The sequence below is a fragment of the Streptomyces sp. NPDC056580 genome (genome assembly GCF_042793175.1).
Classification (GTDB): domain Bacteria; phylum Actinomycetota; class Actinomycetes; order Streptomycetales; family Streptomycetaceae; genus Streptomyces.
Genome location: NZ_JBHTVE010000004.1, coordinates 83721 through 97614, shown reverse-complemented (window position 1 = coordinate 97614; position 13894 = coordinate 83721). Strand labels below are relative to the sequence as shown.

At 70.6% G+C, this 13894-nt stretch carries 7 protein-coding genes; 2 read left to right on the top strand and 5 right to left on the bottom strand.

Features of this window, described 5'->3' with window-relative positions; genetic code table 11:
- Positions 1-9: 9 nt before the first annotated feature.
- Positions 10-1317 carry an ROK family protein gene (locus tag ACFQ9Z_RS09325; RefSeq protein WP_383013331.1) on the top strand — a complete coding sequence of 436 codons (1308 nt, stop codon included), beginning with the start codon at positions 10-12 and terminating at the stop codon, positions 1315-1317.
- A gap of 87 nt (positions 1318-1404) precedes the next feature.
- Here ACFQ9Z_RS09325 and ACFQ9Z_RS09320 read toward each other — a convergent pair whose 3' ends face one another.
- From ACFQ9Z_RS09320 to drmA, 5 genes are all read right to left on the bottom strand, one after another.
- On the bottom strand, positions 1405-2238 hold the full coding sequence (locus ACFQ9Z_RS09320) for a class II glutamine amidotransferase (protein ID WP_383013328.1): 834 nt from the start codon (positions 2236-2238) through the stop codon (positions 1405-1407).
- Positions 2239-2556: 318 nt separating this feature from the next.
- Positions 2557-4626: an elongation factor G gene (fusA, locus tag ACFQ9Z_RS09315; RefSeq protein WP_383013325.1), complete on the bottom strand. Its 2070-nt coding sequence runs from the start codon at positions 4624-4626 to the stop codon at positions 2557-2559.
- Positions 4627-5003: 377 nt separating this feature from the next.
- Positions 5004-5768, bottom strand: coding sequence for a DISARM system phospholipase D-like protein DrmC (gene drmC / locus ACFQ9Z_RS09310; RefSeq protein WP_383013322.1), 765 nt, complete (start codon positions 5766-5768; stop codon positions 5004-5006).
- Positions 5765-7660, bottom strand: coding sequence for a DrmB family protein (gene drmB / locus ACFQ9Z_RS09305; protein ID WP_383013319.1), 1896 nt, complete (start codon positions 7658-7660; stop codon positions 5765-5767). The genes drmC and drmB overlap by 4 nt, the downstream gene beginning before the upstream one ends.
- Complete coding sequence (gene drmA / locus ACFQ9Z_RS09300; RefSeq protein ID WP_383013316.1) at positions 7657-11607, bottom strand: DISARM system helicase DrmA; 3951 nt, start codon at positions 11605-11607, stop codon at positions 7657-7659. The genes drmB and drmA overlap by 4 nt, the downstream gene beginning before the upstream one ends.
- 57 nt (positions 11608-11664) lie before the next feature.
- Between drmA and ACFQ9Z_RS09295 the strand changes: the two genes are divergently transcribed.
- Positions 11665-13836, top strand: a complete 2172-nt coding sequence (locus ACFQ9Z_RS09295; protein ID WP_383013313.1) for a UvrD-helicase domain-containing protein — start codon at positions 11665-11667, stop codon at positions 13834-13836.
- Positions 13837-13894: the final 58 nt, after the last annotated feature.

Below are 13894 nucleotides of genomic sequence, written 5' to 3'. Positions count from 1 at the left end.
GGAGGTCGGGTGGCAGGGCTGAGCGGCCGTACGGTGCGTGACCTGCGGCGGGAGAGCCGGGGCGCCGTTCTGCAACGGTTGTATTTCGATGGGCCGATGAGCCGGCAGGCGCTGGTCCCGGCGACCGGGCTGAGTTCGGGCTCCGTCAGCAACGTCGTCTCCGAGCTGCTGGCCGACGGCCTGGTCGAGGAGGCGGGCAGCGTCGGCTCCGAAGCGGGCCGGCCCCGCCGGCTGCTGCGGGTACGGCCCGGCAGCGGGTGCCTCGTCGGGGTCGACGTCGGCGAGACCCGGGTACGGGTCGAGCTCTTCGACCTGGGGCTGCGCGAACTGGCGCGCGCCGAGCGTCCGTTGGGGCGGCGTGGCTACGACGTCGACGCCGTCGTCGGCCATGTCCACGAGGGCGTCGCCGAGGTGCTCGGCGCGGGCGCGCGGACCGCCGGTGAACTGCTCGGCGTGGGCATCGGAGTGCCCGGCATCATCGAGCGGACGGAGGGCGAGGGCGCGGTCGTCCACGGGCAGACGATCGGCTGGGACGCCGTCCCGCTGGAACGGCTGCTCCGGCGTTCCGGGACCGGCCGACTGCCGCCGGGGGTGCCACCGGAGATGCCGTACTTCATCGACAACGGCGCCAAGACCCTGGGCCAGGCGGAGATGTGGTTCGGCGCCGGGCGCGGGGCCCGCAACGCCGTGGTGGTGCTGTTCGGTTCGGGCGTCGGCGCGTGCGTCGTCACCGAGGAGGCGGCCCAGGGACGGGCGGTGGAGTGGGGGCACCTGACGGTACGGGTCGGGGGGCGCCGGTGCCGGTGCGGGGCGCGGGGCTGCCTGGAGGCTTACGCGGGCGCCGAGGCGCTGGTGGCCCGGTGGCGGGAGGCGGGCGGCCGCCCCTCGGACGGCGCGGACGAGGAGACGGCGCTGACCGAACTGCTCGCCGCGGCCCGCCCCGCCGGCGGCCGCGCATCCGATCCGGTGGCGGCTGCCGTGCTCGCCGAGACCGCCGAGTACCTGGGCGCGGGCCTGTCCGACCTGATCAACCTCTTCCAGCCCGAACGCCTGCTGATCGGCGGCTGGGCGGGCCTCCAACTGGGTGGCGCGTTCCTGGACCGGGTACGCGAGCACGCCCTCGCGCAGGCCATGCGCTTCCCGGCGGGCCGGGTCGGCGTCGAACTGGGCCTGCTCGGCCCGGACGCGGTCACCGTGGGCGCGGCGGTCCTTCCGCTGGCCGCCTTCTTCGCCCGCGGCGGCCACCGCCCACGGCCCGCCACCCGCCCCGCGCCGACACCGGCGTGGCGGGCGGCGCTGGACGGGCGACTGGTGTGAGGCAGCGTGGGGTGCGCGTATGGGACAGGTGGGCGTAAGGGGTGAGTACGCGTACGGGACGGGTGGGCGGTACGGCGTGGATGACCGTCAGGGCGTCTCGGGCCGGAACTCCCGAAGGCGGTCGTGGCCTTCCCGGACGACTCCGTAGCTGTTCGCCGGCACCTCGTTCCAGGCGCCGGGCAGGTCGCCCAGGGGCTCCGACACCACCAGGCGGGCCTCGTCGGACACGCCGCGCAGGAAGTCGGTGTCCGGGTGCAGCGCCCGCAGGTCCTCGACCCTGCTGCTGTAGTAGAGCGATCTGGGCGTGCCCGCACTGGCGTAACGGAAGGCCAGGAGGTCCCGCCCGTCGGCCACCGCGATCGTCATCTGCAACGGTGACGCGACCCCGTGCTCCCGGGCGAGCTTCTCGACGAACCCGGCCATGCGGGCGACACCACCGGCCGGGTCGTCGGCCAGGCCGAACGTGAGGGCGAGGTAGAACATCACCTCGGAGTCCGTGCTGCCCTCGATCGACGGGAAGAAGGCCGGGTCGACGGCCAGGAGGAGGGGCCGGCGCAGTACGTGGAAGCCGGCGATGGCGCCGTTGTGCATCCAGATCCAGCGGTCGTGACGGAAGGGGTGGCAGTTGGTCTGCTGGACCGGCGTACCGGTGGACGCCCGCACGTGCGCGAAGAACAGCGGTGCGCGGACGTGTCCCGCGATCTCCCGCAGGTTCCGGTTGCTCCAGGCCGGGCCCACGTCGTGGAACACGGCGGGCGTACGCGCGTGCTCCTGGTACCAGCCGATGCCGAAGCCGTCGCCGTTTGTCGTCTCGACGCCCATCTTGGCGTGCAGGCTCTGGTCGATCAGGGAGTGTTTCGGCCGGTACAGGACCTCTTCGAGGAGAAGGGGCGTTCCGGAGTAGGCGAGCCAGCGGCACATGACTCACGCCCTCCGTACCGGGTCGCGGCCGTGGCGCGTCGATCCTGGTCGCGTGTCCTGCCCCGTGCCGTGTGCCGTGCCTCGTGCCGTGTCCTCGGTCATCCGCGTCTCACGCCTTCCCTTTTGGGCAGCCGGGCCAGGGGTGTCCATCCTCCACCTCACCCGGCTCGGAGGGCGGCCGCATCGCCCGGCACGGGTGATTCCGCGTTCGGTTCGGCCGCCGTACCAGGTCCTTCGCCGCGACCGGGCAGGCCGCACCACGCTTGTCCGTCGTGCGTGGTGCGGCCCGGGTGCGGCTGGGGGGCCGGCCGGCGGCGTCTACCGGCCCTGGACCGTCGCCGGTGCCGGTGCCGGTGCCGGTGCGTATCCGGCCGGCCTGGAGGTGAAGGTGCCCCGGCCCTGGGTGCGGCTGCGCAGGCGAGTCGCGTAGCCGAACAGCTCGGCCAGCGGCACGGTGGCGGTGAGCACCGCCACGCCGCCCCGCGCCTCCGATCCGGTGACCCGGCCGCGCCGTGCCGCGAGGTCGCCGAGGACTCCGCCGACCGCGTCCTCGGGCACGGTGACCGCGACCTCGGCGACCGGTTCCAGCACGGCCGTAGCACAGGCGCTCAGCGCCGCGCGCAGCCCCAGCCGGCCTGCGGTTCGGAACGCCGTCTCGGAGGAGTCCTTCACATGGGTGGAGCCGTCGGTCAGGGTGACCCGCAGCCCGGTCACCGGGTACCCGCCGAGCGGCCCCTCGGCCAGGGCGTCCCGGCAGCCGGCCTCGACCGCGCGCACGTACTCCCGCGGCACCCGCCCGCCGACCACGGCGGACCGGAACTCGAATCCGACGGCGCCCACTTCGCCCCCGAGCGGCTCGACATCCAGGACGACATGGGCGAACTGGCCCGCGCCGCCGTCCTGTTTGACGTGCCGGTGGACGTGCCCGCTCACGCCGCGCACGACGGTCTCCCGGTGCGCGACCCTCGGACGGCCCACCGAGACCTCGGGGCCGCCGTCGCGCCGGACCTTCTCCACCGCCACCTCCAGGTGCAGTTCACCCATCCCGGACAGCACCGTCTGCCCGGTCTCGCCGTCGGTGCGCACCACCAGCGAGGGGTCCTCCTCCGCCAGCCGCGCCAGCGCCGCCGCCAGCCGTCCGGTGTCCGTGGCGCGCCGCGCCTCCACGGCCACGGACACCACCGGCTCGGCGGGCACGGCCGGTTCCAGCAGCAGCGGGGCGCCCGGATCGCACAGGGTCGAACCGGGCCGCGCCCACTTCGGTCCCGCCAGCGCGACGATGTCACCGGCGACCGCCCGGTCCAGGCCGGCGTGCCGGTCCGCCATGACCCTGAGGATCCGCGCCACCCGCTCGGTGCGGCCGGTGGCCGGGTCCCACAGGGTGTCCCCCTTCTCGACGGCGCCCGAGTAGACGCGTACGTAGGTGAGGCGGCCGGTGCCGCCCGCGTTCACCTTGAACGCGAGGGCGGCGAACGGCGCTTCTGGATCGGCGGCCCTCCGCTGCTCGGCGCCCTCGTGCACTCCGCGTACGGCGGGCACGTCCAGCGGCGACGGCAGATAGGCCACCACCGCGTCCAGCAGCGGCTCGATACCGCGGTTGCGGTAGGCGGAGCCGCACAGGACGACCACGCCGTCACCGGTGCGGGTGAGGTCGCGCAGCGCGGCGGCGAGGGTCCCGGCGCAGAGCGTGCCGAGGTCGCAGAACTCCTCCAGCGCGGCCGGGTGCAGTTCCGCGACCGCCTCCTCCAGCGAACGGCGCCGGCGCAGCGCCTCCTCGCGCAGCGCGTCCGGTACCGGCCCCTCCTCGGCCGTGCTCTCGCCGTCGGCCCACACCAGGGAGCGCATCCGCACCAGGTCCACCACACCGGTGAAGCCGTCCTCCACCCCGATCGGCAACTGGACGACGAGCGGGGCCGGATGGAGCCGCTCCCGGATCGAGCCGACGGCCCGGTCCAGGTCGGCGCCGGCGCGGTCGAGCTTGTTGACGAAGGCGATCCGCGGGACGCCGTGCCGGTCGGCCTGCCGCCACACCGACTCGCTCTGCGGCTCGACCCCGGCGACGGCGTCGAACACGGCGATCGCCCCGTCGAGGACGCGCAGCGAACGCTCGACCTCGTCGGCGAAGTCGACGTGGCCGGGAGTGTCGATGAGGTTGACACGGTGACCGTCCCAGGCACAGCTCACGGCGGCGGCGAAGATGGTGATACCGCGGTCGCGTTCCTGCGGGTCGAAGTCGGTGACGGTGGTGCCGTCGTGCACCTCGCCACGCTTGTGGGTGGTGCCCGTGGTGAACAGGATGCGCTCGGTGACGGTGGTCTTGCCGGCGTCGACGTGGGCGAGGATGCCGAGGTTGCGGACGACGGCGAGGGTGCTGAGGTTGGTGCGCACGGCCCGTGGCCTTTCTGCGGATCAGGAAAGGGGCAGCGCGATTTCCCGGACGGGGAGACACGGGGACCGGTGAACTCTCCTGATCAGAAGCAGAGTTCGTGAACCGGGTCAGTGGGTCGTCGCGGGCATCCGGTGCCGGCCGCGCAGCGGGCACCGGACGGACGAGGACACCAGGATCACCTCGGACCGCGACGGGGGAACGACGACGGCGGTACGGTCACGCACGGCCGGGCTCCCCTCGGTGGTCACGGTTCAGTGGACGGACGCAGCGCGCCGCCGACGTGTCGGTGGGGCGCGCGGTGCGGGTCGAGTCTAGGGAAGTCGCTGGGCGGCGAGTAGCGAATATTCGGTGCGCAGCAGTCCGGCAGCCCAGCCCTTCAAGGGTGGAACGGCCTGAGAACGTCCAGTCGTTGCAGCTCGACTATGTGCTCTGCCGCCCGTCGTGGTGCTTCCCCACCGGTCACGAGCACGCCCGCCTCGATGTTACGCCGGGCGGCGGACTCTGTCAGGTTGGCGCTGCCGACGAACAGCGTGCGGCGGTCTGCGACGGCCAGCTTGGCGTGCTGGCGTGAGCGCCCTTCCCGGTCCGCGCCCCTGGCCCAGGACCAGAGCTGTAATCCAGGTACGGCGGCGAATGCGTCGGCGGGCTCCTTCCCGGAAAGGAGCCCGCCGGCCCCCGCCAGGGTCTCGACCACGACGTGAATCCGCACCCCTCTCCGCGCGGCTTCGGTCAGGGCCCGCGTCAGAACGGCGTAGGGGCGAGCCGCGTACGTCATGGCCAGTAGTTCGTGCCGTGCCTCCTTGATGACCTCGACGAGCACCTGGGCGGTGGCCCGAACGGGCACGGCCGGCGTCGAGGGCCCGCTCCACACCGTGCGCACTCCCACGCTCTCCCGGGCCTGCTGCCGGGCGGCGACATAGCCACGGATGTAGGCGGCTGCGTCGGCCGAGGGCACCGACTCGGAGATCATCGCGTCACACAGGCGAGCCACGACCTCGCCGATGCCCGGTGTCGCCAGGTGCGTGAGTATGCGCTCGCGGGAGCGGCCCTGAGCGAGCAGCCCGACCAGGTCCTTGCTCCGCGAGAGACCAAGGGTTGCGACCGCCGCCTCGGCGGCGGCCTCGAACGAGGGCCTGCTCACGGCAGCAGGCCTACCGGTGTCAGCACCGGGTCCTTGTCCCCGGCCAGTGGGACGAGAAAACGACGGTCCAGGAACCGGTTGCCTCGTTCACACGTGGTTTCCGACACGAACAGGCAGACGTGGCACGCGGCTCCGTGGAGGAAGTCGGCCGGATCGTGTGGCAGGCGCTCGGCGCACAGAGGGTCGGCCGAGCAGTGCCCGGCATCTGCCAGAGAGCGGCGCACGATCCTGTCGAATTCACGTTCCTCGGCGAGCGATACGAGACCACCCAGCGTGCCTTCGGAGTCAGGAACCGCGGTGTAGATGAGGATGCCGGTCCTCGGGTTCCGGTCGTCACCCGCGTAAATCCGTTCGGCGAGCGAGGCGGAGTTGTAGCCACACTCCAGAGCGATGGTGCGGATCAGCAGGTGGGAGAGCGTGTGCAGGGCGATGTACCGTGCCCCTGGCCAGCCGTAGTAGGGATCGAAGTCGCTGGTCTTGCGATCCGATCTCCGGTTGGCGCGGAACCGTGCGTACGCCTCTCGGTGCGCCTCCATCTGCGGACACTTATCCATACGAGCGACCCACTCGGCCATCAAGCCGTCCCGCACACGCAGGAAGATGCCCTCGCCGCGAACCTCACTGGCCGGCACCCAGTTCCGGGCCCCGCGGGACAGGTCCACACGCGTGGCGATCTCCGGCGACTCCGGGTCGGGCGCGTCGAGACGAGTGAACCCGATCAACGCCCGCGCCTCGCGGAGCCGCTCGACCTGTCGGATGTCGGCGAAGAAGTCGTTCAGGCGGCTCGGCACCGGGATTCGCCGCAGGGCGAAGTCGTCGCTCGGTACGGGAACGGGTCCGGACAGCGCCTCCCATTCGGGCCCGAAGAGGTCGGCCTGGACGTCGGGTGCGGACGGAGCCGACCCGGCCACCCCGTTCTTGCGCGCCGTGATCCCAGCAACCACCTCCTCGGCGTCGAACTCCTTGAGGAAGGCGAACTTGGGCATCCGCGACATGAAGGTGAACTGGGTCAAGTCCTCGATGAGTTCGAGATCGGGCCAGTGGTCGTCGAGGAGCTTGTCGATGTCGCCGCCCTGTGCCTTGGGCAGGGCGAGAGCGCTGAGGGTGAGCGGGAACCACTGGTTCGAGGCTCCGGCCACCATCAGGACCGGCTCGCGCTCGCAGCCGTTCGGCTCGTAGGTGCCGAGGTGCGGGTGCCGACCTCTGCAGGAAGGCAGGTTGCGACGGCCCCGCTCGCCCATGGCTTCCCGGATGTTGCGCTTCACGCCACAGGCCACGCATTCGATGGTGACGTTGGCGGCCTGGTTGCCGCCGTGGTCCTTCATGCGCAGCTTCGGGCGTGGCGTCTTGGCACAGGCCTGGCCGTGATGGACGTATGCGGTGTACGGGAATTCGTCCAGGTGGCCGGCGGTGCAGACCAGGGTGAAGCGGGCGGCCACGGCGAGCGGCTTTCCGCGCTTGCAGTCGTGGACGAACTTGGCCTCGTGCGGTGTCCGTGGGTTGGAGTTGACGAACGCGAACTCACCGGAATCGATGGCCGCGAGCACGTTGCACGCGGTGCAGCGCAGCCACTGAGGGAAGGGCGTGACGGGAACTCCGACTCCCTGAGCCGCCCAGCTCTTGGGGTCTGTGTCGGCGCCTTCGAGCCAGGGAGCGGCACGCAGCTGCTCCACCTGTCCGCGTCCATAGCGCTGGAGGGAGCGGTTCACGGCGGCGCGGAGCCGGGGTTCGTCGATGTCGTAGTCGGTGACACCGGAGTGACTCCAGGAGTCGATACCCCTGATGAGGACCGAGAAGTTGGGCAGGTCGACCAGGGCTCCGACACCTGCGGTGAACATGAGGTGGCTGGGGCGCACGGCACCGACCCTGCGGTTGGAACCATGAGTGCTCATCGCTGTCCCTTCCTGCCCGTGTCGGACGCGACGGGCCCGTATTCGTCACTGTCGACGGTGGACACCGTGTCGGGGTCGGTCTGGGACTCGGTCGCGGACGTGCCGAAAGCCCAATCGGGGCCGCCACCCGACGGCTCTTCCAGGAACGCCCCGCCGCCGGGCAGGAGCAGGTTGATCTCGTTCTCCGTCTCACGCATCGACATGCCCACGGTGAGCTCGGTCCACCGGGATCCGTCCGCCCGCCTCAGCAATCCGTTCACCACGGTCGTCTTGCGTTTCTCCTTACGGTAGCCGAGGGCCGAGCTGCTCTCGTCGCGCTTACGGCGCCACTCGTCCTTCAGCCGGTCCAGCCGTTCGCTCAGGTACTGGCGGGCCTGGTCGCGTCCTACCCGTTCGGCTCGCTCCAGAAGCCTCCGCTCGACGTCCTGCGCGAGCGGCCCGTCGAGGTCGACCTGGTGTGCGTCGAGATTGCGGGACGTGTCATGGGCAGCATGCCGCAGCGCGGCCACGTACGTGGCGGCCACGCCCCTGTCAAGGGCGCGACGGGTGTACGGGGTGACGGAAAGGGCTTCGACCTGGCGGTAGAACGTCTCGTGGTAGTGCTCGAAATCCTCGTAGTGCGCGAGGTCACGGGGTCGCGACCAGTTGTAGAGGGTCACCACCAGGCCCGGGCGCGCAGCATCACGGCCGACTCGTGAAGAGGCCTGGATGTACTCGGCGGTGTTCTTGGGCTGGCCCACGACCAGCATCAGGCCGAAGCGGGAGACGTCGACACCCACCTGCAGCATGGAGGTCGCCAGGACGACGTCGACCGCCTGCCGCATGGTCGGCGTCATGGAGGCGCGGGGTTCCCGCTTCTCCCTCATCGCGGCCGCGTATTCCTTCAGGAGGGCCCGCCGGCGCACGGAGGTGTCGCGTTCGGGGTCGAACTCCAGCTCCAGGCGCTTCAGGGCAGCGCCGATGTCGGCCGACGAGATGCGTGAGGTCAGCTCCTGGATGCTGAGCATCCCCGCTTTGCTCACGATGCGGTCGGACAGCGTGTCCTGCCCCTTGCGACTGCCGTTGGCCCGCACCCGGGTGGTGATGTCGTCATCCATGTACCGCCGCATGCCGGCGAGTTCGCGGGTGGCGTTGAAGTATCCGACGAGGGTCATGTAGGGGTCCGCCGGCCTGCCGTAGTCGTCGAAGAGCTGCTGCCCGGCGAGCAGCAGGATCTCCGCCACGCGGATCTCGGCCGCTTTGAGCCGCGTGCCGTGGGCGCAGACACCCAGGTAACGGCGGCCCGGGTTCTCGCGGCTCAGCTCCACCTGACGGGAGAAGAACGTGTCACCGACGTCCAGAACCTGGGGCGGAAAAACGGCGACCTCGCGGCCGAAAACGCCTCGCACCTGGTCGGCGGCCCGCTTGGTGGTGGCCGTGGATGCGACGATCTTGGGACCGGTCTCCTGGCGTTGTCCGTGAGCGTCGGTCAAGGTCCACGTGCAGAGCTGGTCGACAGCGGCTTCGAAGAGGCCCACGGTGGTGCCGAGGGCTCCGGAGATCAGGTGGAGCTCATCCTGGATGATCAGGTCCGGTGGCCGCAGGCGGGTCACAGGCTGAGCTGTGACGGCGGGCAGGCCGGCCCTCGCATGGTGTCGGGCACCGCACCCGGTCCTCGCGTCCAGATCCTCATGACGGTATCCGTGCCGAGGACAAAGTTCGGTGACCCTGCCGAACAGCAGGCCCGCGTAACCGTTCCAGGGAAGCTGGGCGAACTTGTCCACGGTGGCGATCAGCAGCGAGGGGGCCAGCCGGTAGATCTCCTCGTCGACGGTGAGCACGGGGATTCCCTCACCGAGCGCGTCGCGGCGGGAGAAGGGACAGCGGTCGTCCCCCTCCCCGCGTGGGCAGTACACAAGGACGCGGCGGCGTCCTTCGTCGTACTCCATGTTCGAGCGGGCGGTCAGTCCGCTGCCGCACCACGGGCAGGTGAGGACCTGGAGGACGCGAGCGTGCTTGTCGCTGGCGTTCTCCTTGGCCTCGGCGATCTGTTCCTTCGCCTCCTCGAACCAGTTCGGCGAGACAGAGGTGCCCACCCAGAGCCCGATGCGGAACGGAGTCGAGCCCCAGCGCCGGTCCTCTGCGAACTCTTCGCGCCGCAGCACCTCGCAGGCACTCACCAGAGCGGCCGCGCGCTGGAACTGCTGAGCGGTCAGTAGCCGCAGGGTGTAGCGCATGAGGACACCGACGCCCGCTTCGCCACTGCGGGCCTCGGTTCCCGAGCCGATCGTGCCCTGCAGACGTCGCAGCGCGAAGGTGTAGGCGGCCAGGCCCAGATAGGCCTCGGTCTTGCCACCACCGGTCGGGAAGAACAGCAGGTCCACGAGTGCTGAGCGGCCGGTGCCGCGGTGCGGATGTCCGGGTTGGGTGAGGGAGGCGATGTTCAGCAGGACGAAGGCCAGCTGGAAGGGGCGCCAGCTGGCCGCCGCTTTGCCCCTGCGGTGGATCTCGTCCTGGGCCTCCCGGTAGGAGACGGGGTCGTTCTCGCGGCCGGCGCGGGCGGCCGCGATCGCGGTGTTGCGTCGCTGCAGGGCCATGGCCCGGTTGGCGAACCGGAAGGCCGTCAGGGCAGTCTCGTCGGCCACGAGCCTGTCTATGCCAAGTGTGATGCGGTCACAGATCTCCAGCGCCTGCTCGATTGCCACCTCGGCCGATGCCCGCAGGTCGTCGGGGAGCGAGCGTGCGGCACAGCGCTGCTGTTCCAGCCAGGTCCCGTACCCGTCGGCCAACGGGGCCAGGACCGCGCTGAGTTCCGTCCGGCGGCTGGGCACGGCGAGCTCGGCCAGTTCGTCCATACCCAGCTCGAGACCCTGGAGCAGTTCTTGTTCCCGCAGCGACGGCGCGGTAGTGGCCCGCACGTCGTACTCCGGCAGCCAGACCGTGGTCAGCTTGTGGGCGTTGCGCTCACCGGAGCGGACGTGTGCGTGCACGGCCACGTTGCGCCCCTTGGCGTGGCTGAGGCTGTCCCGGTAGAGCAGTCGCAGCCGCCGCTCCTCCGGCTCCTCGGGTGTGTTGGCGCGGCCCGCGGGATCGAGAGGATCATCGACCGGTAGGAAGACGGCAGCCTGGTCGTCGGGGAACGCGGTGACGTCGATCTCGGTCTGGAACAGCCAGTGGGCGTCACGGGCTTCCCGGCTGTCCGGTTGCCTGTTCACCAGGGCCAGCTCGACTATGCGCAGATCCTCGGCTCCCGTGCTGCCGGTGTGCCGACGTACTTGGACGTCGAGCACCACGGCGTCGCCGTCGAGTTCGACGACTCGGTCAGCGCCCCCGGTCACATCGATGTCCACAAGCAGTTCCACGGGCTCACGCGACCAGACCCTGCGGGTCGTCCCTCGGTCGGTGCCTTCTTGCGACTGCGTGTAGCGGCCCCAGCGGACCACGGCGCTGAGCGTGCCAACGGAGGCCGGGACGGTGAAGGACAGTCCCATGGACGACGCCCATATGTGCCCGGCGGCTTGGGGGCTCAGCCGGTCCTGCAGCTCACTGTCGTCCCCTTCCTGCTCGTCGCCCGACTCACCGTCCGCGCTCTGGGCAGCCGCACGGGCGATCCGGTCAGCGGTGACCGCCTGGGGACGTGGACCGAGCATGCCCACGAGGTACCGGTCGCGTGGCCCCGAGGAGGCGCTCGGCAGGGTCTCCGTCTCTCCGTCCCAAGGGCCCAGCAAATCCCGGCGGATGTATGTCACCAGGGCGTCCCGGACCGCATAGGAGTCTCCCGCGCGGAACGTCTGGGGGACTTCGTCCAGCGGGTGCGGGACAGCGGCCTGGACAGGCTGGGCCGGCATGCGGTGGGTCCTTTCGGACGGGCCGTTGAAACACGGGTACGCCGAGGTCGTGACAACACCGCAAAATATAGAGCGTTGACTGAGTTCACACAATGATCGAGGGGCTCTCTCGCTCAGCACCCCGATCACTCTCTACGCTGTTGCTCGCTCACCGCCCACCGCGCCCCGAGGACGCCCATGCCCCGTCTCGCCCTCTCCGACGACTTCGTTGCGGATTTGATCTCCCTGCAGAGACCGGTCCAGAAGGAGGTCAACGATGCCATCCAGATGTTCCGGAGCCTGACCGTGCATCAGCTCCATGCCAGCAAGGGGATGCACCTGGAGAAGCTCGAAGGGGCGCGCGACCCCCGGATCCGTACGATCCGGATCACCCGGTTCTACCGAGGCGTCCTGCTCGCCCCGGACGACGGGAGCGAGCTGTACACGCTGTTGAGAGTCGCTCCGCACGACGAGGCGATCAACTGGGCGTGCAAGCGGGCGTACTCGGTCAACGGCGCCACAGGCGGTTTGGAAGTGCGCAATATCGAGGCGCTCGAGCAGATGGAGACCTATTTCGAGACGAAGGCGGACCAGACCCCGGCACGCCTCTTCTCCGAGCACTCCGACACCGTGCTGCGCGACCTGGGCATCGACGAGCAGGTTCTGCGGCTGGCACGCGTATGCGTCACCACCGACGACCTGACCGTCATGGCGCCGCCGATGATGCCCGCCGACCAGTACGAGGTGTTGGAGTATCTGGCGGCCGACTACTCGCCCGAGGATGTCTGGGAGCAGCTGATCGCTCCGCGCGGTCAGACGGTGCGCACGGCGCAGGACCGGCCGGCCGTCACCCTCAGCGAGGCGATCCTCAACACCCCCAACCGCATTGTGGAGGTCACCGGCCCCGGTGAGCTGGAACGCATCCTCACTGAGGATTTCACCCGCTGGCGCGTCTTCCTGCACCCCGCACAGCGCCGGTACGCATACCACCCCGGCTTCAACGGACCGGCCCAGGTGACGGGTGGCCCCGGCACGGGGAAGACGGTCGTCGCACTTCACCGGGTACGGCACCTGCTGCGCACCGGACGCGAGGGCGAGCGCATCCTGCTCACCACCTTCACCAACGCCATGGCGGCCGCCCTACGCGACAGCCTGGCCCTCCTGCTCGGCGACACCGACGCGCACCTCCTGGAACGTGTTGACGTCACGACCGTGGACTCGCTGGCCGCCCGGGTCATACGCGAAGCGCGGGGGACCTCGCCGAAGCCGCTGTCGGCGGCGGCCGAGAAGAGTGCCTGGACGCGCGCCGCCGCGCGCGAGGACCTGCCGTGGTCCGAGCGCTTCCTCTCGCAGGAGTTCCGAGGTGTCGTTCTGGCTCAGGGCCTGCGGACGCCCGAGGAGTACCTGCGGTGTGTGCGCAGAGGGCGCGGCACCCAGGTGGGTCGGGTGCAACGGGCGCGGCTGTGGCGGGTGATCGAACGGTTCACCGGGGACCTGGCGTCCCGCGACTCCGCGACATACACCATGCTGTGCGACCAAGCCGCCCGGATCCTGACCGATCATGGACCGCGTTACCGTCACGTCGTGGTGGACGAGGCGCAGGATCTGCACCCGGCCCAGTGGCGGGTACTGCGGGCCTGCGTCGCCCCGCAGTCCGACGACCTGTTCATCGTCGGCGATCCGCATCAGCGCATCTACGACTCCCGGGTCTCCCTTCGCTCGTTGGGTATCGACGTGCGTGGGCGTACGTCCCGGCTGCGCATCAACTACCGCAGCACCGAGGAGATTCTGCGCTGGTCGGCTTCGCTTCTCGACGGTCAGCCGGTGGGCCGGCTCGGGGAGGACGACGACGATGACGGCGGCCGCGACTCGCTGCGTGGCTACCGGTCCGAACTGCACGGCCGCGTGCCGGTGGCCCGGGGCTATGCAAGCCAGGACGACGAGCTGCGCGCACTCGTGGAACAGGTCCGGGTCTGGGTGGAGCAAGACGGGGTCAAGCCGTCCGAGGTGGCGGTGTGCGCCCGGTTCAACACCCTGGTCGACGCCGTCATCGCCCGGCTGCGCCGGGAGGGCGTCCCGGCGGTCGCGGTCAAGGACGACCCGGGCCCCGGGGTGTCGGGCGTGCGGGTCGCGACGATGCACGCGATGAAGGGACTGGAATTTCGCTGCGTGGCCGTGCTGGGCGTCACGTCGAGTGTCCTTCCCTTCGCTCCGCAGGTGACGCCCGCCGACGAGGACGCCGTACAACACCGTTCCGATCTGCTGGCCGAGCACTGTCTGCTGTTCGTGGCCTGTACGAGGGCGCGTGACGCGCTGGCGCTCTCCTGGAGCGGAGAGCGCAGCCGCCTGCTGGACCCGGTCGCCGACTGAGCCGCAGAGGGCCCTGTCGCCCGCACCATGCGGTGCGGGCGACAGGGCCGGCTCTTGC

Coding starts and splice junctions, on each gene's coding strand:
- drmB (WP_383013319.1), bottom strand. CDS start 7,660: ATGAGCACTCATGGTTCCAACCGCAGGGTCGGTGCCGTGCGCCCCAGC.
- ACFQ9Z_RS09320 (WP_383013328.1), bottom strand. CDS start 2,238: ATGTGCCGCTGGCTCGCCTACTCCGGAACGCCCCTTCTCCTCGAAGAG.
- ACFQ9Z_RS09295 (WP_383013313.1), top strand. CDS start 11,665: ATGCCCCGTCTCGCCCTCTCCGACGACTTCGTTGCGGATTTGATCTCC.